The sequence below is a fragment of the Streptomyces sp. NRRL S-378 genome (assembly GCF_000720645.1).
GTDB lineage: Bacteria > Actinomycetota > Actinomycetes > Streptomycetales > Streptomycetaceae > Streptomyces.
Window position 1 is genome coordinate 42,127 of the sequence record NZ_JOBX01000040.1, and the last position, 24,970, is coordinate 67,096.

The window sequence follows — 24,970 nt, forward strand, 5'->3', positions numbered from 1 at the left end:
CCGGACCGCCGCCCTCAGCCGGCGGCCGGCGGCCGCGCCGCGAACCGGGGCGGGGTGTAGAGGTGTTCGCCGACCCGCTTCACCAGCCGGGCCATCTCGTAGGCGATCAGTCCGATGTCGGCGCTGGCGGCGCTGAGCACGGCCAGGCAGGAACCGTCCCCGGCCGCGGCGACGAAGAGGAAGCCCTCGTCCATCTCGACCATCGTCTGGCGCACGCCCCCGGCGTGGAAGTGCCGGCCCGCGCCCTTGGCCAGGCTGTGGAAGCCGGAGGCCACCGCGGCCAGGTGCTCGGCGTCCTCCCGGCTGAGCGCGCTGGAGGCGCCGACCGCCAGGCCGTCGTTGGAGAGGACCACGGCGTGCCGGACCTCGATGACCCGGTGCACCAGGTCGTCCAGGAGCCAGTCGAGTTCACCCGTCCGGCGGATGCCGTCGTGGCCGATCCTCTGGTGTTCGATCATCACACGTCTCCTTCGCTGCCTGCGTGGGGGGAGTTCTCCTCGGCGCCGCGGACCCAACCGGCCCGGTAGGCCGCCATCCGGTCCCGGGCCTGCTCCGGGCTGCGCCCCGGCGGGTCCTCGGGCAGCCGGACGCCGGCGGGCTCCTGGGGCGTGGGTGCCTCCCGGAGCTGCGGGACGAGGCTGGCCTGGCGCACCCGGCGCGGCAGTTCCGTCACGGAGCCCGGGGAGGCCGCGGACGGCACGGACGGAGCTGATGGCACTGACGGCGCGGCGGACTCCGTACGGGCGCCCGCACCGCCCGCACCGCCCGCGCTGCGCGGCCGCAGCGGCGCCACCGGTGCCGGGCGCTGGTCCTCCGCCACGGGGGCCGCGCCGCTACGGGCCGGGGCACCGGGCGCGCCGTCCCGCCGGAGGGCGGCCGGGCCTCGCGCGTCGTCCCGTACGACGGTCACGGTGGGGGGCTGGTGCGCCGCCGCTGCCGGGTCCCGTGACGGGCCGGGGGACGAGGACCGGTCCGGGGTGGCCGGCTGCTCCTCCCGGTGCCCGCGGCCGGGCGCGGCGCCGGCCTCGGCATCGGCCGCGGCGGGGTCGCCGGCTCCGACGGCGCCCTGGAGCATGGAGTGGGGCAGGAGCACCACGGCGGTGGTGCCGCCGTAGGGCGAGGTGCGCAGGTGCACCTTGATCCCGTGACGGGCGGAGAGGCGGCTGACGACGAAGAGGCCGAGCCGGTCGCTGTCGAAGAGGTCGAGGTCCTCGGACTGCTCGATGCGCCGGTTGGCGTCGCTCAGGGCTTCGCGGCCCATGCCCAGGCCACGGTCCTCGACCTCCAGAACGTAACCGGTGCCGACCGGTTCACCGCTGACCCGGACCTTGGTGTGCGGGGGCGAGAACTGGGCGGCGTTCTCGATGAGTTCGGCGAGCAGGTGGGTGAGGTCGGCGACGGCGCCGCCGACCACCGCGGCCTCGGCGAGCCGGCGTACCTCGATGCGCGGGTAGTCCTCGATCTCCGAGACGGCGGCCCGGACGACGTTGGTGAGGGGGACCGGCATCCGCCAGGCCCGGCCGGGGGCCGCACCCGAGAGGATGATCAGGCTCTCCGCGTGCCGGCGCATCCGGGTCGTGAGGTGGTCGAGGCGGAAGAGGTCGCCCAGCTCGTTCGGGTCGTCGGCGCGCCGCTCCATCGAGTCCAGCAGCGTGAGCTGCTTGTGCACGAGGACCTGGCTGCGGCGGGCGAGGTTGACGAAGACGCCGGAGACCCCGCTGGCGAGCTCCGCCCGCTCGACGGCGGCGCTGAGCGCGGCTCGGTGGACCGTGCCCAGGGCCTCGCCGACCTGGGTGATCTCATCGTCCGCGGGCGGGCCGGGCGGGGTCTCGGCGACGACGTCGATCTCCTCGCCGGCGCGCAGCCGCTCCATCGCGTCCGGGAGTTTGCGGTGGGCGATCTCCAGGGCGGTGTTGCGCAGCGAGACCAGCTCGACGACCAGGACGCGGCCGATCCGGACGGAGATGACGAGGGAGGCGGCGACGGCCGCCAGACCCAGCAGCACGGCGGCGCCCGCAGGGCTGAACGCCCCTTCGGTGACGGGGTCGGCCCGGTCCGCGGCCGCGGTGCGGGCGGCCTCCCCGATCTCCCGCATCGAGGTGCTGATGCCGCTGTGGGCGGTCTCCCACCCGGCGGGTGCCCCGCGGCCGTCCCGGGAGGTGCCGGCGGCCAGCGCCCGGTCCTCGGCACCGGTGAGGTCGGCGTAGGCGGAGCTCTTGGCGACGGACTGCCAGGCGTCCTGCTGCGCGGCGGGCAGGTCCCGCGCCGCGCTCTCGGTGAGCGTGCGGCGGGACTCGATGGTGCCGGTCAGCTGCCGAAGCGTTTCGGCGCTACGCTGCCCCGGCAGGGCGAGCAGGGCGTCCTCTCGTGACAGCAGTTCCGTGGCCCGGGCGAATTCGAGCAGCACCCGTGCGTCGGGGCCGAGTTCGGCGTCCTCACCCCCGGTCAGGGAGCCGCCCACGGCGAAAGCGGCGTCGACCACCCGGGTGTAGATGGCGAAGGCGGCCTCGGGGGTGGCCCTGCGGTCGGTGATGTCCTTGCGGGCCGAGCCCAGCGCCTCGGCGGCGACGACGAACCCGTCCAGGCGGACCACGATGTCCGAGCGGTAGTCGCCGGAGTCGGCGACGGTGTGGCGGTCGCCGAGCCGCAGCGCTCGGACGGCGCTGTCGGTGCGGCGGGCCTGCTGGTCCAGGGTGCCCGGGTCGGCGGCGGGATCGGCCAGGAGGCGGACGGCCACTCGTCGTTCGGCCTGGAGCTCGGTGACGGCGGCTGCGACGGGGGCGCGTATCTCGGAGTCGACCTGCTGGATCCGACCCAACCGGGCTATGTCCTGTGCTGTGTTGACGGTGGCGAAGGCCCACAGCGCGAGGAGCGAGACGACCGGCACCATCAGCAGGCAGACGATCTTCGCTCGGACGGTGGCGGGGCGCAGCCGTGTCCGGGGGCGCCGCCGGGGCGCCCCGGCCGGCCGGGGCGTGCGGACGTCGTCGGCCCGGCCCGGCTGCTGCCGCGCCCGGTCCTGCGCCGGTTCCTCGGCCGGTGGCCCGGCATGGGCCCGGCGGCCGCGTGCCGGGGGCGCGGGCAGCTGCGGCGCCGCTGCTTCCGGTCTTCTGCGGGGTGTGCGCATGGGCTCCTCGTTCCGGGCGGTGCCTACGGGTGCGGTCGGCCGGCTGGTCGTACCGCCGGTCTGCGGTCTGCGGTCTGCGGTCTGCGGTCTGCGGTCTGCGGTCTGCGGTCTGCGGTCTGCGGTCTGCGGTCTGCGGATGGTCGCGCTGCGGGACGTTCGCGGGGGGGGCGGGTCAATGGGCGGCCGCGGTGTGCTCCCCCAGGTGCCGGGCGGAGGCGGAGGCGGCGCGCTCGTCGGCCGTCGGGGAGAGCGCGACGAAGGCGGCGGTGATGAACAGGTAGGAGCCCAGGCCGACGGCGAGCGGGAAGATGAACTGCATCGCGGTGGCCCCGGGCAGGGCCGCGTCCGAGGGGCTGACGCTGACGGCGACGGCCATCATCCCGGTGTAGTGCATGCTGCTGACCGCCGCGCCCATGACGAGCGAGGCCGCCGCCACGGCCACGGGCGACTTGATGTTGAGCGCGGCCCAGAGGGCGGCGGTGGCCGCGACCACGGCGATGACGACGGAGAGACCGACCACGAGCGGGTCGTAGGAGACCTCGCCGTGCAGGCGCAGGGCCGCCATGCCCAGGTAGTGCATGCTGGCGACGCCGAGTCCGGTGGTGAGGCCGCCCAGTACGAGGGAACGGCCGCGCGCCTTGCCGTAGCCGACCGCGAAGACCCCGGCGCCGACGACCAGCACGGCGACGAGCAGGCTCAGGATGGTGAGCGGCACGTTGTAGTGGATCTCGGTACCGGTGACCTCGAAGCCGAGCATCGCGACGAAGTGCATGGTCCAGATGCCGGTGCCGATGGCGGAGGCCGCGGTGAGGAGCCAGTTGCGGCGGACGGCTCCGGTCGCGGCGAGCGCGCGGACCGTGCAGCGCAGCCCGAGGGCGGCGCCGATCGATGCCATCACGTATGACAGCACGGGTGTCAGCCAGCCGTAGGCGGCGTGGTCCAGATGTCCCAGGTGTCCCATGGCCACCGGACGCTAGTCCGGGTGAGGGCGCGAACAGGGGGCGCATTTCGAAAGCAGCTGGAAGTGCTGGAATATGACAGAGCTACGTTCACCTTCGATCACCCCGCGCGCCACCTTGCGCACGGTCCACGGACACCCGGACGTGCACTGGTGGGGGATCATGGGCCCATGAGCGAAGACCACACGCACGTGCAGGAGTTCTTCGGGGTGCGGGCAGCCGACTGGGACCGCAGGTTTCCGGAGGACGGCCCCGCCTTCGCCACCGCCGTGGCGGAGTGCGGGCTGCAGCCCGGGGACTGCGTGCTCGACGCGGGCTGCGGCACCGGGCGCGCCCTGGGCGCACTGCGGGCGGCCGTCGGACCCGCGGGGACCGTGCTCGGCGTGGACCTCACCCCGCAGATGCTGGCCGCCGCTCAGCGGGCCGGGCGCGCCGCCGAGGGCGCGCTGCTGCTCGCCGACGTGGCCCGGCTGCCGCTGCGCGACGAGGCGCTGGACGCGGTGTTCGCCGCCGGTCTCATCGCCCATCTGCCCGATCCCGCGGCGAACCTGCGCGAGCTGTCGCGCGTGGTCCGGCCCGGCGGCCGGCTCGCGCTCTTCCACCCGATCGGGCGGGCGGCGCTCGCCGCGCGCCAGGGCCGCGAGCTGACCCCGCAGGACCTGCGGGCCGAGCACAACCTCGGCCCGCTGCTCGCCGCCGCGGGCTGGGACTTGACCTCGTACGCGGACGAGGACCACCGCTTCCTGGCACTGGCCGCGCGTCGGTCCTGACACGCGCGTCCCCACGCGCGCATCCCCACGCGCATCTCTCCACGCGCTGCCGGGCACCGGCCCGGCCCGGCACGCTGTACGTCGGCCCCGGCACGCCCGTACGTCGGCCGGTACGCCCGTACGTCGGCACCGGCCCCGGCGCCCGCAGAGGTGCCCGGGATCAGGCCGGGGGCTGGGCCTCGGCTCCGGCGGGCCGGCGCGGATGGGGCACGGGGCAGCCGCCCGAGCCGTGCCCGGGGAACGTGCCGAGCTCACCCACGTCGTAGCCACCGGGGTAGCCCTTGATCTCCGGGTTCTGGCGGGCGTAGTGCGGGGTGCGGCGCGGGGGCAGCAGCCGGACCGCACGGCCCCGCAGCCTCAGCGCACCCTTCACCAGCTTCCGGACTCCGGCGCGCGGGGCCTCGTACCGGAAGGCGTCGATCAGCGAGTCGTCGAGCAGGGCGATGCCCCCGCGGCGCACGGCGGGGGCGAGCGGCGCCGGGTACCAGGAGGCCATCAGGTCGAGGGTGGAGTCGGCGACCGCACGGGCGCCCTCGTCCCAGCCGAAGTGGGCCGCTTCGTAGGCGTCGAGGGTCGCTTCGAACTCCTCGTAGGAGCCCGGGATGTCCGTGATGCCCATGTGCCGGCCGAGCGTGGCGTAATAATTGGCGCTCGCCCGGCGCTCGTGCTGGGTCATCGGACGCCAGCCGTAGGCGTCCAGCCAGCGTGCCGGAATCACCACGAACGTGCACAGGACGTAGCGCATGTCGTCGTTGGAGATGTCGTAGCTGCGGTGCATCTGGTTGACGCGGCGGATCGCCGTGCGCGCGGTGTCGCTGTCGAAGCCGTGCTCGACGACCGCGTCGAGGAGCAGTGCGGTGTCGTCGTAGCGCTTCTGGGTGCGTTCGGTGAACTCGGCGGTCTCGGCCAGCAGGCCGCCGATGCTGGGGACGGCGTACGTCCGGAACAGCGCGAGCTCCAGGGCACGGGTGAAGTCCCAGGGGAACTCGTAGGTGGCGGTGAGCCGGTAGATGGCGAGGAAGTCCTTGTCGGGGTCGAGCCGGAGGATCTCCTTCAGCCGGTCGTAACGCTGCACCGGGTGTCCCTTTCTGTGGCGGGTCCCCAACTCTACGTGCAGGTAGCAGCCTTGGAAATCGTGGCCCGCAAGCTCTCGACGCACGGGTTACCCACTAGTTAAGGTGCGCCGACGAGAGAGCAAGCTGGAGGCCAGGTGTCCGACGACGAGGGTGGCGGCTCGCTGTACGTGCTGACCGCCGTACTCCTGACCCCCGCGCAGTTCCCCGGCTTCCTGGGGGACGACTTCCCCGAGGCCTGCTCCCTGCTGGGCGTGGCGCCCAACCGGGAGGGGTACGGGCTGGTGCTGGGCCAGGACGAGGAGGGCGCGCGCTGGACGGTCGTCGTCGACGACGTCTCACTCGTGGCCGCGGCCATCGCCTCCTGGGACTGCGGCATGGAGTACGACCTGTCGCCCGACGAGCGGACGATCGTGGTCTCGCTGGCGGGCTGGCCGGTGGAGTTGTCCGTGGCCGCACCGGGGATCCCGGAACCGCACGATCCGGAGCAGGGTGCGGACAGTACGGGGCGGGTGCCGCTGACGCCGCCGTCGGCCGAGGCCTGGGGCCCGGTGCAGCGACGGCTGGGCGCGGACCAGATCGCCCGCGAATGGGCCGACTGGCGCGAGCGCGTGGCGACGGACGGCGGGGCCGCGGCCGCGGCGCACCCCGGCATGGCGCGTGTGCTGGAGGAGGCGCTGGAGTACACGCGGACCCCGCCGCCGCCCGGCCGCGTGCGGTCCTCCTTCGCCGGCGAGGGGGCCCGGACCCTGCGCGCGGACGGGCCCGGCTGGTCACTGGTGGCCCGTACCGGCGAGGCGGCCTTCGTCCTCCTGGACGAGGAGCCGGGTGAGGTGCTCACGGTCCCCCGGGAGGGGGATCCCGACCTGCCGGACCTGCTGGCGGCGCTCGACGGCGTTGCGGTCCGGCCGGTGTGACCCGCCCCCGGACCGGGCCCCGGCACGGACGAACGACGGTGCGCGGACGAGGGCGAACGGCGGTGCGCGGACGGACGCACGGCGGTGCACGGACAAGGGCGCACGGCGACGCACGGGCAGGGACGGAGCGCGATGTGCGGACGAACGGCGTGGGCACGAGCGACGGTACGAGGGGGGACACGATGGTGGAGTCGGAGCCGGTGGGTGTGGTCGTGGGCGGTCGCGCCGACGTCGTGGACGACGACTGGGGGCGGGAGACGGCGGTGATCCGCCTGGACGGCGACCGCTTCGGTCCGGAGGCCCTCTATGGGCTGGAGGACTTCTCCCACGTCGAAGTCGTCTACCACTTCGACCGGGTACCGGCCGATAGGGTCGAGACGGGTGCGCGGCACCCGCGCAACAACCCGGACTGGCCACTGGTCGGCATCTTCGCGCAGCGCGGCAAGAACCGGCCCAACCGGCTGGGCGTATCGCGGTGCCGGGTGGTGAAGGTCGACGGGCTGGACGTCCACGTGGAGGGCCTCGACGCCGTGGACGGCACACCTGTACTCGATCTGAAGCCCTACATGGTCGAATTCGGGCCACGCGGCGAACTGCGGCAGCCGGAGTGGGCGACCACCTTGATGGATGGCTATTACTAATCGATTCAATGGCGTGAAATATTTGTTACCGACGGTAGTTTAACGAGTCAACTAATGGGATTCAGCCACACCGGCTGAAAATCGCTCTGGATCCCCCTCCTCCGGAATGATCGAATCGGCCAGTCACACGGCTCAAAGGGTGCGCACCTCACCCCCACGCTCATTCCACGACGGAGGCCACTCTTGAATTCCATGTCGTATCTGGACCTGCACCGGAAGGTCGCGCAGGACATCGATACGGAGATCGAAACCGCTCTGGACCGACTCGGCCCGGTCGCCGCGACCACGAGGAACTGCGTGGCCAAGCTCTTGGAGCAGCGGAAACTGAGACATCCCCTGTCAGTGCTCCCGTTGCTCACGTACGCCATAGAGACGGGCAATCCCGGGCCGGCCGTCCCGTTGTCGGCGGTGCACCTGCTGTGGTGGACCTCGGCCTGCTATCTCGATGACCTGGCAGATGCCGACGGCGCGTCCATATCGGGCGCCCTCACCGAGGACGAAGCACTGCTCGCCGCCGTCATCACCGGCAATGCGCTCCCCATTCAGATCGTCCTGGCGCAAGATCTCCCGGAGGCGACGCGCGGCGCTCTCATAAACGAGATCCTGCACGGCTGGATCATCGGGGCCGACGGCCAGATAGACGACATGCGCGGGGACATTCGCAACGCCTCCCGCGCATCTGTGGTGGAGACGTACCGCGGCAAATCCGGCGCCCCCTTCGGCATGATCACCGCGATGGCCGCCCTATTCTCGGGAACCACGAGCGAGAAGGTCGAACTCTGGCGTGAATTCGGCTATATCTTCGGAATCCTGTGGCAGATCTTCAACGACCAGGAAGACATCCTGTCCGGGCGCGACGAGGACTTGGCCAACGGCACGGTGACCTACCTGCTCGCCTCCGTCCTCGAGGACGCGTCACCCCTCTCCCGGGAGCACGTTCTGGGACTGTGCGCCGCCGCGAGCCGGTCGCACCAGGCCAGGAGGGAACTGGCGAGCCTGCTCCGCACGCCCCACGCCCTCGACCGCTACCGTGCCGAGATCGACGGCTTCCGCGCGGAGGCCTACCGGATCCTGGACGAGCTGGGCGGCGACGAGGCCTACCAGCCGGTCCTCCGCAACCTCGTCGACCACGCGTCCCAGATGCTGCTCGAAGCGGATCTCCCTCAGGTCGTCGTGAGCGGCGCGGCCTGAACCGGCTGGCCGGCCGGGCCGGCCGTCCGCTCGGTGGGCACGCGGGCACTCTGCGCCCCACGCACACCCCATGCCCTCACCCCGCGGCCATGCACGCCGGGCTCCGCACACCAGCCGGAGCCCGGCCACTCCTCGGACCGGCCCGCGCCGCACATCGGCCGCGCGCGGCGCGCCCTGCACCGCGCGCCGCCGTCAGCGACCGAGCTGCTTCCTGGACAGACCGCGCACCCGACGCCGCTGCGACGAATCGAGCAGTAGGTAGGCCGCGGCCGGCACCCCGATCAGGACCAGCAGGCCCGCCCAGAAACCCACGGTCCAGAACAACACGATGGCTGCCGCGACTCCGGCAACCGCGACCTTTCCGCGACTGGACATCTACGGACACCTCCATGTGACGTCGACCACTACCCCCCTCAACGCACCGTCACGACCACGCGTTCCCGGCAGCCGGGCGGAAGGCGCAGCGGGACCGGGCGCCGCGGCGCCGGAGGACGACTGGAGACCGACTGGACGCCGGACCGGATCACGCCGGCCCGCGCCCGGGCGGCACTGGCCGCGGCCCGGGCGGACGAGGAGGCTCCGGTGTTGCGCAGGGTCCGGGCCCGCTGGACGTGGGCGGAGGCCGGCCGCCAGATCCGGCCGGGCCGGGAGGGCCGCTGGTGGCCGTACCGCCGCGGGCGGGGCGGTGGATCCCATCGGGCCGTCGGCCCCGGACCCCGCGTCGGCGCTGGAGGCGGACCCGCCGGGCCGAGACCCGGGCGGCCGGGACCCGCCGGGCGCAGACCCCCCGGTCCGGGTGGTGTGGGACGGGCCGGGCCGGGCGTTGTGCGACGGTCCGGGTCTCGTGGGACGGGCCTGGGCGGGCCGGGCCGGGCGTTGTGGGACGGTCCGGGCGGTGTGGGGCGTGCCGGGACGGCCCCGCAGCAGCCGGCGGCCGCGGTACGGCGCCCGGCGCCCGTACGGTCCGGCTCCCTGGGGCCCGGCGGCCGCGTACCGTCCGGCAACCGCACCCCGCGTACCGCCCGGATCCGGCCGGAGCGGTGCCCGCGCCCTGGCCGACGTACCGCTTGCCGGGGTGCGGTGCCGCGACGACGATGGGGCGCTCCGGGCAGGTACCGCGGCACCACGGGAGGGCGACATGGGCGACCGGGATCCGTCGGTGGCACTCCCGGACGGGGCCGACCCTGCGGCCCGCTCGCGCGAACTGCGCCGGGCGCACGCCGTGTTCACCCGGGACGGGCGGGTGGACGCACCGGTCAGGGCGGTGATAGCGCGGTCCTGGCGGCGGTGCGCGCGGGCCCGGCTGAGCCCCGAGTGCGCGCCGCGGGTGGAGCTGACGGGGGCGGATCTGCGTGCGTACCGGGAGGAACACCCGCTGGCCCGGGTGATGCCGCTGTTCCGGGATCTCGTCGGCGCGTTCGCCGCGCACGGGGCGCACCTGCTCGCCGTGTGCGACGCGCGGGGCAGCCTGCTCTGGGTGGAGGGAGAACCGGCCACCCTGCGGCGGGCCGAGGGCCTCGGGTTCGTCCCGGGGACGCGCTGGGCGGAGAGCGCGATGGGGACGAACGCCCCCGGCACGGCGGTCGCGGTGGGCGAGCCGGTGCAGGTCTTCGGCGCCGAGCACTTCAGCCGTCGGGTACACCCGTGGACCTGCGCGGCAGCGCCGGTGCGTGATCCGCGGACGGGCGGGCTGCTGGGCGCGGTGGACATCACCGGCGGCGACGGCCTCGCGCACGCGCACTCGCTGGCGTTCGTACGGGCGGTGGCCCGGGCGGCGGAGGACCGGCTGGCCCTGCTCGACGAGGGACCGCCCGCGGCGCGGGACACCCTCACCGCTCTCGGCCGGGACGAGGCCATGCTGGTGACCGGGGGCCGGCAGGTGCGGCTGGGCCGTCGGCACAGCGAGATCATGGCCCTGCTGGCGGCGCACCCCGAGGGCCTGTCGGGCGAGGAACTGACGATCGTCCTGTACGAGGACGAGTCGGTGTCACCGGTGACGCTGCGCGCCGAGCTGTCGCGGCTGCGCGCGCTACTGGGGCCGGCGGCGCCGCTGTCACGCCCCTACCGCCCCGCCCGTCCGCTGGACGCGGACTTCACCACCCTGACGAAGCGGCTGGCGGTCGGCGCCGTCTCCGCGGCCCTCGACCACTATCCGGGCCCGTTGCTGCCGGCCTCGACGGCGCCCGGGGTGGTCCGGCTGCGCCGGCGGATCGAGGACCAGGCGCGGGCGGCCCTGATCGCCCGGGCGGACGCGGGGCTGCTGGCCGACTGGGTGTGCAGCGCGTGGGGCGCGGACGACGCGGAGGTGTGGGGAGCGCTGGCGACGGCTCTGCCGCCCGAGGGCAGGCCGGCCGCGCTGGCCCGGGTACGCGCCCTGGACCGCGAGCTGGGCGCACGGCCCGAAGGCGGACGCGGGCGGCCCGCAACGTATCCGCAACCTGCCCGCTCCTAGCCTCCACCCGAGCGCTGTCCGACGGCGGCCGGCGCCCGGCAAGGGGAGGACACCATGGCCCGTTACGCTGCGCCCGGCGCCGAGGGGGCGCTCATGTCGTACGCGTCCCGCTACGACCACTTCATCGGCGGCGAATACGTCTCGCCCGCCCGCGGCCGGTACTTCGCGAACCCCTCCCCCGTCAACGGCCAGACCTTCACGGAGGTCGCCCGGGGCACCTCCGAGGACGTGGAACGGGCCCTGGACGCGGCGCACGCGGCGGCGCCCGCCTGGGGCCGGACATCGGCCGCCGACCGCTCGTCGGTCCTGCTGCGCATCGCGGACCGGATGGAGCAGAACCTGGAGGCCCTCGCGGTCGCGGAGACCTGGGAGAACGGCAAGCCGGTGCGCGAGACCCTGGCGGCCGACCTGCCCCTGGCCATCGACCAGTTCCGCTACTTCGCCGGCGCGCTGCGGGCGCAGGAGGGCGCGCTCAGCCAGATCGACGACGACACGGTCGCCTACCACTTCCACGAACCGCTGGGTGTGGTCGGTCAGATCATCCCGTGGAACTTCCCGATCCTGATGGCCGTGTGGAAGCTGGCCCCGGCGCTGGCGGCGGGCAACACCGTGGTCCTCAAGCCGGCCGAGCAGACCCCGGCCTCCGTCCACTACTGGCTCGGTCTGGTGGCGGACCTGCTGCCGCCGGGCGTGGTGAACATCGTCAACGGCTTCGGTGAGGAGGCGGGCAAGCCGCTGGCGTCGAGCCCGCGCGTGGCGAAGATCGCCTTCACCGGGGAGACTGCGACGGGCCGGCTGATCATGCAGTACGCGGCCGAGCACCTGAAGCCGGTCACACTGGAACTCGGCGGCAAGAGCCCGAACCTCTTCTTCGACGACATCTGGTCGCAGGACGACGACCTGCGCGACAAGGCCCTGGAGGGCTTCACCATGTTCGCGCTCAACCAGGGCGAGGTGTGCACGAACCCGTCGCGGGCCCTGATCGAACGCGGCCGGTACGGGGACTTCCTCGACGCGGCCGTGGCGCGCACCGAACTGATCGTGCCGGGGCACCCGTTGGACACGGACACGATGATCGGGGCCCAGGCCTCGGAGGAGCAGCTGAAGAAGGTCCTGTCGTACGTGGAGATCGGCCGGCGGGAGGGCGCGAAGCTCCTCACGGGCGGACGGCGCCAGGAACTGGAGGGCGAGCTCGCGGGCGGCTTCTACGTCGAGCCGACCGTCTTCGAGGGCGACAACCACATGCGGATCTTCCAGGAGGAGATCTTCGGGCCGGTGGTGTCGGTGACCTCCTTCGAGGACTTCGAGGACGCGGTGCGCATCGCCAACGACACGGCGTACGGCCTGGGCGCGGGCGTCTGGACCCGGGACGTCAACACGGCCTACCGCGCGGGCCGTGCCATCCAGGCGGGCCGCGTCTGGACGAACTGCTACCACGCCTACCCCGCCCACGCCGCCTTCGGCGGCTACAAGCAGTCCGGCATCGGCCGCGAGACCCACAAGATGATGCTGGAGCACTACCAGCAGACGAAGAACATGCTGGTGTCGTACTCCCCGAAGAAGCTCGGCTTCTTTTAGAGCCGGAAAGACGGCGCCTGACTTGGGCATTCGCCGTCAGGTGCCGTCGGCTCGACCCGCTCGACACGGGTGTCGACTCGTTCTGTTCCTCCGGTTCATCCAGCCCCTCTCCCCACGGTCGAGGTACGCGTCAGCTGACCCGAAGACCGACCGCCAGCGTCAGCTCGAGGACCCGGTGTGGCGATGCGAGATCCGGAAAGAGCTCCCGCAACTGCGACATCCGGTACCGGACGGTCTGGGGATGGACGAACAACGCCGCCGCCACCTCGTCCCGCCTACCCTGGTGCAACAGCCACTCCCGCAACGTCTCCTCCAGCCGCCGTGCGGTCGCGACAGGCAAGGTCCGCAACGGTGCGAGGGCTCGGGCACGCAGGTCTGCGAGCACGTCCACGTCGGCGCTCAGCACCAGCTCGGGCAGGTGGTCCTCGGTGTCGCGGATATCGGAGGAGAGGGAGCGCGCGCGTGCGGCTCGTGCGTACGAGGCGGATGCACGAGTCCATGGCCGGGCCGGGCCGACCACGGCGGTGCGGTCGGTCAGCTGCCGCAAGAGATGTGACCGGTCGGCATCGGGGACGAGCAGCACACCGGTGGCGTCCGGCAGATCGTCGAGAACGAGGGTGCTCGGGTCGAGCGCGCGGTAGGCAGGCCGGGCCTGGGCGGCGGGCAGCAGGACCGCGGTCAGCGAAACCGGAGGCTGCCACCCGGCCCGTTGAGCAGAGGCCAGCAGCACGTCCGGGCTCGCGTCGGCAAGGAGGTCGCGGGCCAGGTGTTCCAGGTGGCGCTCGTGGTCCCGGCCCCGGGCGGCCAGTTCGTCGGCGTGGCCCGCGGCGCTCGCGGCGGAGAGCTCGTCGATGTAGGCAAAGGTCAGCTCGGCGAACTTGGCGACCTCGGCGGCGGGCAGACCTGCGGGTACCGCCCCCGCTGCCAGGCATCGCCAGGCCACGCGGGCGCCGACGCGGTAGGCGCTGAGCAGGGCGTCCATCGAACGCCCGTCGCGCACCTCGCCGCGGCCCAGCTCGTAAGCCGCGTCACCGCCATCGCCGCCCGTGGCGTTCCCGCTCGCGAGGTCCAGGTAGTGCCCGAGGGCGGTGCGGACGGCGCGGCGGATGGTGGCGCCCATGCGGCCCGAAAGGGCGTTGGCGTAGGGAGGGACCTCGTCGATGATCGCCTGGACGACCTCGCCGGCGGTGGTCTTCAGTGCGGCCCGAAGTACGGTGACCGTCGTCTCATCCAGGGCCAGCTCGCTGGCCCTCCGGGTTACATGGCTCACGTTTTTGTTCCCTGCGAACAATTCCGCCGATCAGATTCACGTCCTACGGTCAGGACCTTACGCCCTGAGGCGCAGCAAGCTGGAGCCATGACGAGTACAGCCCTCCGCAGTAGGGCGTGGAAACTGCTGGAGATGATCACGACGCCGCTGCTGCCGTCGGACTACCTCGACCTGGTCAGCCCGCTGCGTGCGGGCGCTGACCTGCGTGGGCGCATCGAGGCCGTGCACCCCGAGACGGGTGACGCCGCGACCATCGTGATCAGGCCGGGGAGGGGCTGGCGCGGTCACACGGCCGGTCAGTACGTGCGGATCGGGGTCGACGTCGACGGGAGGCGCCTGTGGCGCGCCTACTCCATCACCTCGCCGACGAACCGCCAGGACGGCCGCGTCACGATCACCGTGAAGGCGATCCCGGACGGCAAGGTCAGCAACCACCTGGTCCGCAGGGCGAAGCCCGGCACGCTGGTCCAGCTCGACCAGCCGACCGGTGACTTCGTACTGCCGGAGGCCAAGCCCGCCAAGGTGCTCTACCTGACGGCCGGCAGCGGCATCACGCCTGTGATGGGCATGCTGCGCGACATCGACTTCGACGACGTCGTCATGGTCCACTGCGCGCCACGGCCGCAAGACGTGATCTTCCGCAACGAACTGCACGACCTGGTCGCGGCCAAGAAGCTGCGGCTCACCGAGGTGCACACCGACACGGACGGCGTGCTCGACATCGCCCGTCTCGACGAACGGGTACCCGACTGGGCCGAGCGCGAGACCTGGGCCTGCGGGCCCGCGGGCCTGCTCGACGCCGCCGAAGAGTTCTGGAGCGAACACGGCGTCGAAGAGCGCCTGCACACCGAACGCTTCCGCCCCGGCATCGTCGTCGCCGGCGACGGCGACGGCGGCGAGGTCACGTTCAGCGCCACCGGCAAGACCGTCGACGCGGACGGCGCCACGCCGTTGTTGGACGTCGGCGAGGAGGCCGGCGTGCTCATGCCCTCCGGGTGCCGCATGGGCATCTGTTTCGGCTGCATAACGCCGCTCAAGGCGGGCGCCGTCCGCGACCTGCGCACCGGCGAGATCACCGAGGCCGAGCCGGGCGTCCTCATCCAGACCTGCGTGTCCGCCGCGGCGGGCCCCTGCGACATCGAACGGTAGGAGCACCTTGACCGCCATCGACCCCACCGCCCACCTGACCGCGGAGCAGATCGAGGAGCTCGGCCGCGAGCTGGACGCGATCCGGGATGAGGTGATCGCCAGCCGCGGCGAGAAAGACGCCGCCTACATCCGTAAGGTCATCTCGGCGCAGCGCAAGCTCGAGCTGGTCAGCAGGGGCGTGCTGCTGTTCTCGATCTTCCCGCCCGCGTGGCTGATCGGCACCGCCGGGCTGTCCGTGGCGAAGATCATGGACAACATGGAGATCGGCCACAACATCCTGCACGGCCAGTGGGACTGGATGCGGGACCCGAAGATCCACTCCACCACCTGGGAGTGGGATCACGTCTCGCCGGCCGACCAGTGGAAGCACTCGCACAACGAGCTGCACCACACGTACACCAACGTGATCGGCAAGGACAACGACCTCGGCTACGGCATCATGCGCGTCGACGAGGACCAGAGGTGGCACCCGTTCCACCTCGGCCAGCCGCTGTGGAACTTCATCAACGCCTGCTTCTTCGAGTACGGCATCGCAGCGTACGACCTGGAGCTCGGCAAGAACCTGCACAAGCGGCGCCGCAAGAACCCTGAGTTCCGCGCGCGGGCCAAGGCCGTGGGCCGCAAGATCCGCAAGCAGGTGCTCAAGGACTACGTGATCCACCCGCTGCTGTCGGGCCCGTCCTTCCTCACCACGCTCGCCGCCACGTTCACCGCGAACCTGGTCCGCAACATCTGGTCCCACTCGGTGATCATGTGCGGGCACTTCCCCGAGGGCGTTCAGGTCTTCGAGCGCCGGTCGATCAAGGGCGAGACGCGCGGTCAGTGGTACCTGCGCCAGATGATGGGCTCGGCGAACATCAGCGGCAGCAGGGCCATGCACTTCATGACCGGCAACCTGTCGCACCAGATCGAGCACCACCTGTTCCCGGACCTGCCGAGCAACCGGTACGCCGAGGTCGCGGTGAAGGTGCGCGCGCTGTTCGAGAAGTACGAGCTGGAGTACGTCACCGGGCCGCTGCCCAAGCAGGTGTTCTCCGCGTGGCACAAGGTCTTCCGGCTCTCGCTGCCGAACAAGAAGCCCAAGGTCAAGACGCCGGACCGCGAGCAGGAACTCGTCGCGGCCTGATTCCCGGTATCGGTTCAGATCTTTCGGCCGTACCGGCGGCACTGCCGGGTTCGGTGAGATGCCCTTCCAGTAGCCCTCGATCGCCTTCTTCAGCTCTCGGTTCCCGCCCTGGCGGGGGTAGCCGTGGGCGGTGGCACCTGCTGCCGCGGCTGGGGACGTGGTGGTCACGAACATCCCCGTCGCGGGATGGATCCCTGACACCCCGAGGGGACACGGAGGCGCGAAGGGATACCGGAGAAGGACGGCCACCGTCCATTATTCGGAGGAGCGAACGAGACGCGGGCGCCCGGAGCGCAGCTGGTCACCGAGCAGGGGGCGCACATGTGTTGCACGTGTGCCAGCAGGGGGCGAGATGAAGTACGTCCTGTCCGACCGCGTCGTCATCGGGATCGCCTCCAGCGCCCTGTTCGACCTCGCCGACTGCGACGCGGTATTCCGGGAGCAGGGTGAGGACGCGTACCGGAGGTACCAGGAGGCCCACGTGGACGACGTCCTGGACAAGGGGGTGGCCTTCCCCTTCGTCCGGCGCCTGCTGTCGCTGAACGACCTCGCGGAGCCCCTCGATCCGCTGGTCGAGGTCATCATCCTGTCCCGCAATGACCCGGACACCGGGCTCCGCAGGATGGATGCAGCTGCTGTACCACCAGGAGACCAAGAACTTGCTGGTCAGCTACTCGCCGAAGAAGCTCGGGTTCTTCTAGAGAACAGAAATCCGTTGCCTGGACGATCGATTCCGGTGCTGCCCTCATGGCTGCCGGGCCCTCCTTCCCTTTGGCAAGGGAACGGCCTGCGCGGCGCGTGGTCGGTCAGTGCGATCGGAGTCCGTCGAAGATCACATTGAAGATCCGTTGCCGGGACGCCGGGTCTGGTCCGAGGTGCTCCATCGTCGTGCTGGTGTCGGCCAGCAGGGCGAGCAGTTCCGGCAGGCCAAGGTCGGGGCGGACGGCTCCAGCCGGCTGCGGCACGTGCCTGGGCGAACTCGTTCTTGCCCGCGGACTGTTCGACAACCAGGCGGAAGCAGGCGAAAAGGCGTCGGCGGGCTCCATCTCGGCAGCCAGACGCGCGGTCTGGGCGGCGATCGCCTCAAGCCTGCGCACCAGCACGGCTTACAGCAGCGCTTCCTTGGTCGGTCTGGTCCGCTTGCAGCTGCAGCGAGGAGCCCGGTTCGCAGCATCCGTACGGCTGGGGAGGGCTGACCTCGGCGCGTGAGGAGCCGAGCCGGCGTGCGGCGAATCGCGGGCCCCACAAGATCTCGGTCCTCTGGTCAACGGCCTTGAACGGCCGGCTCCTGGCCTCCAGGCTGCCTGAACCGGTTGAGCACGGTGAGCCGGCGCCCAACCCGGCCGGAAGTCCCGCCACTGCGCTCCCGTACGGCGTCACCAGACCACCCCGTCGGCGAGGAGCTCGTGAACCCGACGAGAAGCGACCGACACGAATCCTCCGGGGGTCCGCCGACCGTCGGGCAGGGGCGGCACAGGCAGGGCACACAGCGCGCACGAGGCAACCGGGCGGCCACGCACAGAGTCGGCCCGGCGACCTGATCGCAAGAGCCTGGTCTGCGGACCGCCTGGCGTACGCGCCTCCGCCGGCGCATGCACGGCAACAGGGGCCTCGGAGCACAATCGGCGAGACAAGGGGACCTCAGCGTCCTGACCAGGATCCGGACCATTTCCGGACCAGCCTCCGCCAAAACCGAAACCACTGCCGTTTTCCCAGGTCATCATCGGTGTAGGTGCCGTACCACCAGGAGACGAAGAACCTCCTGGTCAGCTACTCCCCGAAGCGGCTCGGCTTCTTCTGGAGGGATGAGGTCCGGTGCGAGGACCGGACCTCACCTCCCCGGCAGACTCGTCGAAGTCCCCGGATGATCGGCCCGGTGCTCGCCGTGACGGCGTCAGGTGGATGTGTGGGCGGTCTTGCTCGTCCCGGTGCCGCCTTCGTCCTGGGTCTCCGGCACAGAGGGCTGCTGCGGTGGCGGGGTACGGATCAGCAGAGCGACCAGCACGGCCAGGGCCCCGATCACGGCGCCGATGCCGAATCCCCACCGGATGCCCGTGGCGAGGGCGCCGGTGGGGTCGGCGCCCTCGGCTGCTGCCGTGGCCGCGTGGCCCGACATGACACTGATGACCAGGGCCGTGCCGGCGGCGGCGGCGACCTGCTGGAGCGAGCCCAGGATGGCGGAGCCGTGGGGATAGAGGTGCGGCGGCAGGACGGACAGACCGGAGGTGAAGACGGGGGTGAAGACGAACGCCATGCCCGCACTCAAGGCCACGTGGAGGGCGAGCACCAGCCACGGCGAGGTCCGTTCGCCCGTGAGGGCGAACAGCGCAAGGCAGAGCGCCGTGAGTGCGGCTCCGGGTACGACCAGGCGTGGTGCGCCGAACCGGTCGTACAGCTTGCCGACCTGTGGTCCGAGCAGGCCCATGGTCAGGCCGCCCGGAATGAGGAGCAGCCCGGTCTGCAGTGAGGTCAGGCCGCACACCTCCTGGAGGTATATCGGCAGGAGGATGAACGCACCCATGAGGGCCATGAAGGACAGGCACATCAGGCCCAGTGCCATGGAGAAGTGACGAGACGCCAGTGCCCGCAGGTCCAGCAGCGGGGTGGAGGAGCGCTGAAGTGCCAGCTGGCGCCACACGAACAGGCCTACGAGCACGGCGCCGGCCAGGGTGATGGGCACCGGGGGTACGGCGGCCCGGGCCGCGTTCTCGGCACCGAGCCCGCTCAGGCCGTAGACCAGGGCGCCAAAGCCCGCTGCCGCCAGAGGGACCGACAACCAGTCGATCGGGGTGGCCTGCGGCTCGCCGATGTTGACCAGTTCACGCCGGCCGAATATGGCCATGGCACCGGCGACGGGAATCACGGCCAGGAACAGCAGGCGCCATGACCCCAGCTGCAGCAGCACACCGGACACGGCCGGGCCGAGGGCGGGTGCGACGGAGATGACGAGGGTGATGTTGCCCATGACACGGCCGCGGTCGCTCGGGGGCACGAGGGTCATCAGCGTCGTCATGAGCAGCGGCATCATGACGGCGGTGCCACTGGCCTGGATGACGCGGGCAGCCAGCAGGACGGGGAAAACGGGCGCGGCCGCGGCCAGAACCGTACCGGCGAGGAACAGTGCCATGGCGAGACCGAAGGCGGTTCGGGTCGTCACGCGCTGGAGGAACCACCCGGTCACCGGGATGACGACGGCCATGGTGAGCATGAATGCCGTCGACAGCCATCCTGCGGCGGCCGCGGTGACATCGAAATCGCGCATGAGCCGAGGGATCGCGTTGACCATGATCGTCTCGTTGAGGAGGACGACGAACGTGGACAGCACGAGAATCCGCAGCACGGCGGTGACGCGGTCGGGCGAGAGGGTGAGTGTTTCGTGTGGTGCGGCCATGGTGCCTTCCGTCTTGTGAGTGTCCTCCGCGCGTGGCGGTCACACTGACAGACTGCGGCGTCGGGAAGAACTCATCGGTCTTCTCCGATCCTGTCGGTGCCGGCGCCCGAGCTCAAACCATTTTGCAGACCCCGGAACGGCCACCGCGTGGCTTCTGGACCGGGCCGACACCGAACTGTCCGACGGGCCCGGACCCGGGCCTGCGCATGTGCCGGGGCAGGGGCCTGGGCATGCGCAGGACCGGGCCGGGGCCGGGGCATGCGCATGCACATGCGCATGCGCAGGGCGGGTGTCCGGATCTGACAGAACATGGTCATTGCGGCCCTCACAGCGGGGCGACATGATCGGGACATGCTTCCTCCGCACAGGGTCGTCATCGCCGCTTTTCCCGGCGTCGAACTGCTCAACGTCACGGGGCCGGCCGAGGTGTTCTCGGTCGCCACCCGGGTCGCGGGCACCGCACGGCCCGGGTACACCGTCCGCATCGCGACCGCCGGGGGTGAGCCGGTGGCCACCGCCGGCGGGATCCGGCTGATGGCCGACCTGACGCTGGACGAGGTGGCCGGCAACGTGGACACCCTGCTGGTGTCGGGTGCCGTCCACGTGCACGACCACGGAGTGGAGCCGGTGGTCGACGGCGCGATCGTCGACTGGCTGCGTGCGGTGGCACCCGGTGACCACCGGCTGGCCTCCGTCTGTTCGGGCGCGCACCTGCTGGCCGCGGCGGGCCTGCTGGACGGCCTGTCCGCCACCACGCACTGGCGGACGGCCGCGCGACTGGCCGCCGACCACCCACGTGTCACCGTCGACCCTGACCCGATCTTCATCCGGCAGGGCCGTCTGTGGACCTGTGCCGGCATCGCCTCGGGGATGGACATGGCCCTGGCCATGGTCACCGAGGACCACGGACCCGAACTCGCCCTGGCCACCGCCCGCACGATGGTCATGTACGTCAAACGTGCCGGCGGCCAGAGCCAGTTCAGCGTCCCGCTCGCGCTTCCGGCCGACCCCGGCGACCGGATCGACGATCTGCGCGTATGGATCGGTGATCATCTCACCGAAGACCTGTCCGCCGACGCCCTGGCCGCGCGGTTGCACCTGAGCGTGCGCCACTTCGCCCGGCTGTTCCGTCGGCGCACCGGCATCACACCGGCCGCCTACGTCGAATCCGTACGACTGGAGGCCGCCCGGCGGCTGCTCCAGGACAGCGGCCACACCCTGCCCGAGATCGCCGCCCTCAGCGGCCTCGGCTCCGTGGAGAGCCTGCACCGTGCCTTCCGCGGCCGCCTCGGCACCACCCCCGCCGAATACCGGCGCCGCTTCCGCTAGACCGCGATGTCCGTCCGACCGCCCGCGGACGACCGCGCGGCGGGGAACAGTCATGCCCGAGGAGAGAACGTGTCCCGAACGAAGGTCGTCCCGATCCCTGTCATGGGCCGGCACAACATCAACGCGTACCTGCTGCTGGGCCGTCGGCCCGTCATCATCGACGCGGGAACGCCCGGCAGCGGCCGAAAGATCTACGAGCAGGTCGCCGCCCACGGTGTAGACCCCACCGACGTGTCGCTGATCGTCGTCACGCACGGCCACATCGACCACTTCGGCTCCGCTGCCGAACTGCACCGCCTCACCGGGGCGCCGATCGCGGGACACGTCGCGGACCTCGGTCCGTTCCGTGCCGGCCGGGCCCGGGAACCGTACCTGCCCACCGGCCCGATGGGCCGCCTCATGGCCCGGAACAAGCACCTGCACATGCGGGTCGAACCGTTCGAACCCGAGGTGCTCGTGACCGGTGAGACCGATCTGGAGGACTTCGGGGTCACCGCACGCATCATGCCGACGCCCGGTCACACCGCGGGATCGGTCTCCGTCCTCACCGGCCGGGGAGACCTCGTCGCGGGCGACCTGATCGCCAACTCCTTCTTCGGTCTGGTCGGCGGCCGGCCGGCCAACCCCCCCTTCCACGACGACCCCCTGCTCAACCTCGCCAGCCTGCGGAGGATGCTCGCGCTGAACCCCAACCGACTCCACGTCGGCCACGGCACACCCCTCGACCCCGACCGCGTCCGGCGCTGGGCCTCCCGGGAACACCGGCGGCTGTCCCGACTCGAAGCGGCCGGCCGTATCCGCGCCCGTGCGGCGGACGCAGCGGCCTGAGCGCGCGCATGTCGGCGGCAGGCCGGCGGCGAAGGCCCGGCTCGCCCGCGCCGCGGACTTCGAGGCCTTAGCCGAGGACTTCGAGGACTTCGAGGACACCTGGCGGGCCCGGATCGCCCGGAGCGAGGACCTGTCGTCCCGGCACGCGTGACGAGCGGGTGCGGTTTGATGTACTCCGGTCGACCGGCGTTCCAGGAAGCGTGATCATCCACCGCGCGGGCGATGGATCACGGCAGAGAGTGATGAGGCTGCGATGAATGAAGCGACGAGGCCCGTGATCGAGCGTCCGGAAGGTGAGGCCCCCGAGGAGCTGACGGTCCGGGACCTCGTGGTGGGGGACGGGCCCGAGGCGAAGCCGGGCAGGGTCGTCCGGGTCCACTACGTCGGGGTCACCTTCGAGTCCGGGCGGGAGTTCGACGCCTCCTGGGACCGCGGCGAGCCGTTCAAGTTCGCCGTGGGCGGCGGCAGGGTCATCAAGGGCTGGGACCGGGGCATCCGGGGGATGAAGGTCGGCGGACGGCGCGAGATCATCGTTCCCCCGCGCCTCGGCTACGGCAAGCAGTCCCCCTCGCCGTTGATCCCGGCGGGTTCCACGCTCGTCTTCGTCGTGGACCTGCTTTCCGTTGTCTGAGCGTGCCCTCATGACCGTTCTGATCGTGGGTGGTTCCGGGTTCCTGGGTGCCGAGCTCGTCCGGCAGGCGGTGGCGGCCGGTCACCGGACGGCCGCGACCTACGCGACCGCGCCCGGGAGCACAACGGCGGTCGCCTGGCACGCACTCGACCTGCGGGATCCCGGACGCGCCCAAGCGGTCGTGGCCGAGGTCGCACCTCGTGCGGTCGTCAACGCATCCAGCGGTGGGGCGGACTGGGCGGTCACCGCCGAGGGACCCGTCCGCCTCGCGCTGGCCGCGGCGGCCTGCGGCAGCCGCTTGATCCATGTGTCCAGTGACGCCGTGTTCTCCGGCACTTCCGGCGTCCCGTACGACGAGTCCTGCCCGCCCGATCCCCTCACCCCGTACGGGGCGGCGAAGGCCGCGGCGGAGACGGGGGTCCGGCTCGTGCATCCGGGCGCCGTGGTGGCCCGCACCTCCCTGATCATCGGCGACGGGCAGTCCGAGCACGAGCGCGTGGTTCATCAGCTCGCCGCCGGCACGCGTGCCGGCGTCCTGTTCACCGATGACCTCCGCTGCCCCGTGCACGTCACCGATCTGGCCGCGGCCCTCCTGGAACTGGCGTCGGGCGATGCGACCGGAACGCACCACCTCGGCGGGGGCGAGGCTCTGAGCCGCCACGAACTCGGCGTACTCATCGCCCGGCGCGACGGGCTCGACGACTCTCGGCTGCCCATGGGTCTGCGGGCCGGAAGCTCGGTTCCCGGGCCCCTCGATGTCCGCCTCGACAGTAGGGCGACGCAGCGCGGGCTGAGGACCACCCTGCGCGGCGCTCATCAGTTCCTGTCCTCGGGGACCTGAACGGGCCCGTGGCGGCGATGGAGACCGCGGCTGTGGTGTCAGTGGGCTGACGTATTCTTCCGGCCACCGAACACCGACTCGGAGGACCCAGAGAATTGACCGGCTTGTCTGCTTTCCCGCTGCCCTTTCACGCTTCCCGTTCCCTGGCGTTCGCGACGCCCCGGACGCTGCGGGAACTCGAGATGATCGAGTGCAGCGCACACATTCGGGCGAAGCCGGGGTGGTTCGAGAAGATGAACGATGCCGGCATCGTCGCCACGTGGACGCGGGAGGCGGTCGCCCAGGGGCTCACCGAGGCGCAGGTCCGGTACGTGCTGGCCGAACTCGCGCACTACGCCGCGCTGCGGGACGAGCGGACCGGCGTCGAGGTGTCCGCCGTCGACGGGGTCTGGCAGTCGGACACGCTGGTCGACGACGAGCTGAGGTCCCGGCTGCGTGAGGCGGTCCGGGTCCTGGAAGAGGTTCCCGAGGCCGAGCAGGACTGGCACCCCGGATCGGACGGCCAGGTACTGGATCTGGTGCATCCGTCGATGTTCTGCCTGGTGAAGGAAGTGAGCGGCGCCCCCGAGGAGGCTTGGCGGAACCCGACGAACCGCTACTCCAAGTACGAGTTCTCGGAGCAGTTCCAGTGGCTGCCCACGGACGTCGACGTCAGTGAGGACGGCGATGTCGCCTTCCGCTCCTACGTCAACAACGTCCACCCCGAGACGCACCACGAGCTGGTCTCCGTCCTGCCGGACCTGTTCGCGCGGATGCTGCCGCTGTGGGAGAACGTGCTCACCGATCTGCGCCATCCGCGGCCCCTGCGGATCGAGGCCGATCCCTACGGGTGGTACGACTCGGAGCCGGAGTACCCGAACAAGTCCGACTACAGCGATCCCGAGGCCCACAAGGCGGCCATGCGCGAGTGGGAGGAGGCGCACGACCAGTGGTGGGAGAACCGCAGCCCGGTCGTCCCCGACGCCCCGGACTTCACCCCGCCCGGGTCGCCCGACGCCTCCACCCGGGTCGACCTGCGCGGCCGCCGCCTGCAGGTCATCGTCAAGCTCGCCACCATCCAGCTGACACCGGAGAAGCCGGAATACTCCGGCGGTTCCTGGCACGTCGAGGGGATGCTCAACGAGCGGATCGTCTCGACCGGCATCTACTACTGGGACAGCGAGAACATCACCGACAGCAGCCTGAGTTTCCGGGCGGCGCTCGACGACCCGGACTACGAGCAGAACGACGACGACGGGCTGCGGGAGGTCTACGGCCTGGAGGACGAGGATTCGCTGAACCAGCTCCTGGGATCGGCGCCGACACCGGCGGGCCGCTGCCTGGCGTTCCCGAACATCCTGCAGCACCGCGTCGGCTCGTTCCGCCTCGCGGACGCCACCCGTCCGGGACACCGCAAGATCCTCGCGTTCTTCCTGGTGGACCCGTCGGAAAGGATCGTCTCCACTTCCGATGTGCCGCCGCAGCAGCCGTGGTCCGAGACCTCGACCATGACGCTCGCGCAGGCGAAGGAGTTCCGCGAACAGCTCATGCAGGAACGCAAGTTCTTTGTCGACGAGCACAACGAGCAACTCTACGAACGGGAGTTCTCCCTCTGTGAGCACTGAATGACGCGGCGGGGGCGGCATCGCCCCCGCCCCCGTCACTGCCTCCACACCCTGTCTCTTATACACATCTGACCCTGCCGACGAATAGAGAGG

The 24,970-nt window shown here is 71.5% G+C and carries 22 protein-coding genes and 1 pseudogene; 15 read left to right on the forward strand and 8 right to left on the reverse strand.

The genetic code is table 11. From position 1 onward, the window contains the following. Positions 1–14: 14 nt before the first annotated feature. The 3 genes from IH80_RS0125515 to IH80_RS0125525 form a co-directional block, all read right to left on the reverse strand. The gene (locus tag IH80_RS0125515) at positions 15–458 is read right to left on the reverse strand and encodes a roadblock/LC7 domain-containing protein (RefSeq protein ID WP_030963585.1); all 444 of its coding nucleotides are present in this window, start codon (positions 456–458) and stop codon (positions 15–17) included. Next, positions 458–3,127: a nitrate- and nitrite sensing domain-containing protein gene (locus IH80_RS0125520; protein WP_030963586.1), complete on the reverse strand. Its 2,670-nt coding sequence runs from the start codon at positions 3,125–3,127 to the stop codon at positions 458–460. The genes IH80_RS0125515 and IH80_RS0125520 overlap by 1 nt, the downstream gene beginning before the upstream one ends. Before the next feature lie 172 nt (positions 3,128–3,299). After that, the gene (locus IH80_RS0125525) at positions 3,300–4,079 is read right to left on the reverse strand and encodes an MHYT domain-containing protein (protein ID WP_030963587.1); all 780 of its coding nucleotides are present in this window, start codon (positions 4,077–4,079) and stop codon (positions 3,300–3,302) included. Between the two features lie 177 nt (positions 4,080–4,256). Between IH80_RS0125525 and IH80_RS0125530 the strand changes: the two genes are divergently transcribed. Beyond that, positions 4,257–4,856, forward strand: a complete 600-nt coding sequence (locus IH80_RS0125530) for a class I SAM-dependent methyltransferase (protein WP_030963590.1) — start codon at positions 4,257–4,259, stop codon at positions 4,854–4,856. A 160-nt stretch (positions 4,857–5,016) separates the two neighbouring features. Here IH80_RS0125530 and IH80_RS0125535 read toward each other — a convergent pair whose 3' ends face one another. Beyond that, a complete protein-coding gene (locus tag IH80_RS0125535; RefSeq protein ID WP_030963592.1) occupies positions 5,017–5,931 on the reverse strand; it encodes an oxygenase MpaB family protein in 915 nt (304 codons plus the stop codon). 135 nt (positions 5,932–6,066) lie between these two features. On the opposite strand from IH80_RS0125535, the gene IH80_RS0125540 reads away from it, so the two are divergent. The 3 genes from IH80_RS0125540 (at position 6,067) to IH80_RS0125550 (ending at position 8,678) form a co-directional block, all read left to right on the forward strand. Continuing rightward, positions 6,067–6,846, forward strand: coding sequence for a hypothetical protein (locus IH80_RS0125540; RefSeq protein WP_030963593.1), 780 nt, complete (start codon positions 6,067–6,069; stop codon positions 6,844–6,846). Positions 6,847–7,028: 182 nt separating this feature from the next. Further along, complete coding sequence (locus IH80_RS0125545; RefSeq protein WP_030963595.1) at positions 7,029–7,487, forward strand: SAM-dependent methyltransferase; 459 nt, start codon at positions 7,029–7,031, stop codon at positions 7,485–7,487. Positions 7,488–7,679: 192 nt separating this feature from the next. Continuing rightward, the gene (locus IH80_RS0125550) at positions 7,680–8,678 is read left to right on the forward strand and encodes a polyprenyl synthetase family protein (protein WP_037881075.1); all 999 of its coding nucleotides are present in this window, start codon (positions 7,680–7,682) and stop codon (positions 8,676–8,678) included. 192 nt (positions 8,679–8,870) lie between these two features. Here IH80_RS0125550 and IH80_RS0125555 read toward each other — a convergent pair whose 3' ends face one another. Then, positions 8,871–9,053: a hypothetical protein gene (locus IH80_RS0125555; protein ID WP_030963597.1), complete on the reverse strand. Its 183-nt coding sequence runs from the start codon at positions 9,051–9,053 to the stop codon at positions 8,871–8,873. Between the two features lie 763 nt (positions 9,054–9,816). On the opposite strand from IH80_RS0125555, the gene IH80_RS0125560 reads away from it, so the two are divergent. Continuing rightward, a complete protein-coding gene (locus tag IH80_RS0125560; protein ID WP_030963599.1) occupies positions 9,817–11,130 on the forward strand; it encodes a GAF domain-containing protein in 1,314 nt (437 codons plus the stop codon). 54 nt (positions 11,131–11,184) lie between these two features. Further along, the gene (locus IH80_RS0125565; protein ID WP_030963601.1) at positions 11,185–12,708 is read left to right on the forward strand and encodes an aldehyde dehydrogenase family protein; all 1,524 of its coding nucleotides are present in this window, start codon (positions 11,185–11,187) and stop codon (positions 12,706–12,708) included. A 130-nt stretch (positions 12,709–12,838) separates the two neighbouring features. Here the strand turns inward: IH80_RS0125565 and IH80_RS0125570 are convergent, their stop codons facing one another. Further along, positions 12,839–13,978, reverse strand: a complete 1,140-nt coding sequence (locus tag IH80_RS0125570; protein ID WP_030963602.1) for a helix-turn-helix domain-containing protein — start codon at positions 13,976–13,978, stop codon at positions 12,839–12,841. A 132-nt stretch (positions 13,979–14,110) separates the two neighbouring features. Between IH80_RS0125570 and IH80_RS0125575 the strand changes: the two genes are divergently transcribed. The 3 genes and pseudogenes from IH80_RS0125575 to IH80_RS42665 form a co-directional block, all read left to right on the forward strand. Beyond that, positions 14,111–15,127, forward strand: coding sequence for a ferredoxin reductase (locus IH80_RS0125575; protein ID WP_107056895.1), 1,017 nt, complete (start codon positions 14,111–14,113; stop codon positions 15,125–15,127). A gap of 7 nt (positions 15,128–15,134) precedes the next feature. After that, positions 15,135–16,253: a fatty acid desaturase family protein gene (locus tag IH80_RS0125580; protein ID WP_030963605.1), complete on the forward strand. Its 1,119-nt coding sequence runs from the start codon at positions 15,135–15,137 to the stop codon at positions 16,251–16,253. 352 nt (positions 16,254–16,605) lie between these two features. Further along, positions 16,606–16,878: pseudogene (locus tag IH80_RS42665) on the forward strand (5'-nucleotidase); the annotation flags it as partial. 181 nt (positions 16,879–17,059) lie between these two features. Here the strand turns inward: IH80_RS42665 and IH80_RS44900 are convergent. Continuing rightward, positions 17,060–17,350 carry a hypothetical protein gene (locus tag IH80_RS44900; RefSeq protein ID WP_158943604.1) on the reverse strand — a complete coding sequence of 97 codons (291 nt, stop codon included), beginning with the start codon at positions 17,348–17,350 and terminating at the stop codon, positions 17,060–17,062. Positions 17,351–18,147: 797 nt separating this feature from the next. Further along, positions 18,148–19,644, reverse strand: a complete 1,497-nt coding sequence (locus IH80_RS0125600; protein WP_037881078.1) for a DHA2 family efflux MFS transporter permease subunit — start codon at positions 19,642–19,644, stop codon at positions 18,148–18,150. Between the two features lie 351 nt (positions 19,645–19,995). Between IH80_RS0125600 and IH80_RS0125605 the strand changes: the two genes are divergently transcribed. The 6 genes from IH80_RS0125605 to IH80_RS0125630 all read left to right on the forward strand — a co-directional run bounded on the left by IH80_RS0125605 (position 19,996) and on the right by IH80_RS0125630 (position 24,877). Next, the gene (locus tag IH80_RS0125605; protein ID WP_030963609.1) at positions 19,996–20,973 is read left to right on the forward strand and encodes a GlxA family transcriptional regulator; all 978 of its coding nucleotides are present in this window, start codon (positions 19,996–19,998) and stop codon (positions 20,971–20,973) included. A 69-nt stretch (positions 20,974–21,042) separates the two neighbouring features. Then, positions 21,043–21,801: an MBL fold metallo-hydrolase gene (locus IH80_RS0125610; RefSeq protein ID WP_030963610.1), complete on the forward strand. Its 759-nt coding sequence runs from the start codon at positions 21,043–21,045 to the stop codon at positions 21,799–21,801. Continuing rightward, the gene (locus IH80_RS44905) at positions 21,779–21,952 is read left to right on the forward strand and encodes a hypothetical protein (protein ID WP_158943606.1); all 174 of its coding nucleotides are present in this window, start codon (positions 21,779–21,781) and stop codon (positions 21,950–21,952) included. Before IH80_RS0125610 ends, IH80_RS44905 begins: the two co-directional genes overlap by 23 nt. A 102-nt stretch (positions 21,953–22,054) precedes the next feature. Further along, the gene (locus tag IH80_RS0125620; protein WP_030963611.1) at positions 22,055–22,432 is read left to right on the forward strand and encodes an FKBP-type peptidyl-prolyl cis-trans isomerase; all 378 of its coding nucleotides are present in this window, start codon (positions 22,055–22,057) and stop codon (positions 22,430–22,432) included. A 10-nt stretch (positions 22,433–22,442) separates the two neighbouring features. Then, positions 22,443–23,273 (forward strand): SDR family oxidoreductase, encoded by an 831-nt coding sequence (locus IH80_RS0125625; protein WP_030963612.1) that lies wholly within the window; start codon positions 22,443–22,445, stop codon positions 23,271–23,273. 95 nt (positions 23,274–23,368) lie between these two features. Further along, a complete protein-coding gene (locus IH80_RS0125630) occupies positions 23,369–24,877 on the forward strand; it encodes a DUF4246 domain-containing protein (protein ID WP_030963614.1) in 1,509 nt (502 codons plus the stop codon). The last annotated feature ends 93 nt before the right edge of the window (positions 24,878–24,970 follow it).

What these genes read in the sequence shown, in the direction of transcription:
- IH80_RS0125515 (WP_030963585.1), bottom strand. Translation starts at nt 458, where the DNA reads ATGATCGAACACCAGAGGATCGGCCACGACGGCATCCGCCGGACGGGT.
- IH80_RS0125520 (WP_030963586.1), bottom strand. Translation starts at nt 3,127, where the DNA reads ATGCGCACACCCCGCAGAAGACCGGAAGCAGCGGCGCCGCAGCTGCCC.
- IH80_RS0125530 (WP_030963590.1), top strand. Translation starts at nt 4,257, where the DNA reads ATGAGCGAAGACCACACGCACGTGCAGGAGTTCTTCGGGGTGCGGGCA.
- IH80_RS0125545 (WP_030963595.1), top strand. Translation starts at nt 7,029, where the DNA reads ATGGTGGAGTCGGAGCCGGTGGGTGTGGTCGTGGGCGGTCGCGCCGAC.
- IH80_RS0125550 (WP_037881075.1), top strand. Translation starts at nt 7,680, where the DNA reads ATGTCGTATCTGGACCTGCACCGGAAGGTCGCGCAGGACATCGATACG.
- IH80_RS0125555 (WP_030963597.1), bottom strand. Translation starts at nt 9,053, where the DNA reads ATGTCCAGTCGCGGAAAGGTCGCGGTTGCCGGAGTCGCGGCAGCCATC.
- IH80_RS0125560 (WP_030963599.1), top strand. Translation starts at nt 9,817, where the DNA reads ATGGGCGACCGGGATCCGTCGGTGGCACTCCCGGACGGGGCCGACCCT.
- IH80_RS0125565 (WP_030963601.1), top strand. Translation starts at nt 11,185, where the DNA reads ATGGCCCGTTACGCTGCGCCCGGCGCCGAGGGGGCGCTCATGTCGTAC.
- IH80_RS0125575 (WP_107056895.1), top strand. Translation starts at nt 14,111, where the DNA reads ATGATCACGACGCCGCTGCTGCCGTCGGACTACCTCGACCTGGTCAGC.
- IH80_RS0125600 (WP_037881078.1), bottom strand. Translation starts at nt 19,644, where the DNA reads ATGGCCGCACCACACGAAACACTCACCCTCTCGCCCGACCGCGTCACC.
- IH80_RS0125605 (WP_030963609.1), top strand. Translation starts at nt 19,996, where the DNA reads ATGCTTCCTCCGCACAGGGTCGTCATCGCCGCTTTTCCCGGCGTCGAA.
- IH80_RS0125620 (WP_030963611.1), top strand. Translation starts at nt 22,055, where the DNA reads ATGAATGAAGCGACGAGGCCCGTGATCGAGCGTCCGGAAGGTGAGGCC.
- IH80_RS0125625 (WP_030963612.1), top strand. Translation starts at nt 22,443, where the DNA reads ATGACCGTTCTGATCGTGGGTGGTTCCGGGTTCCTGGGTGCCGAGCTC.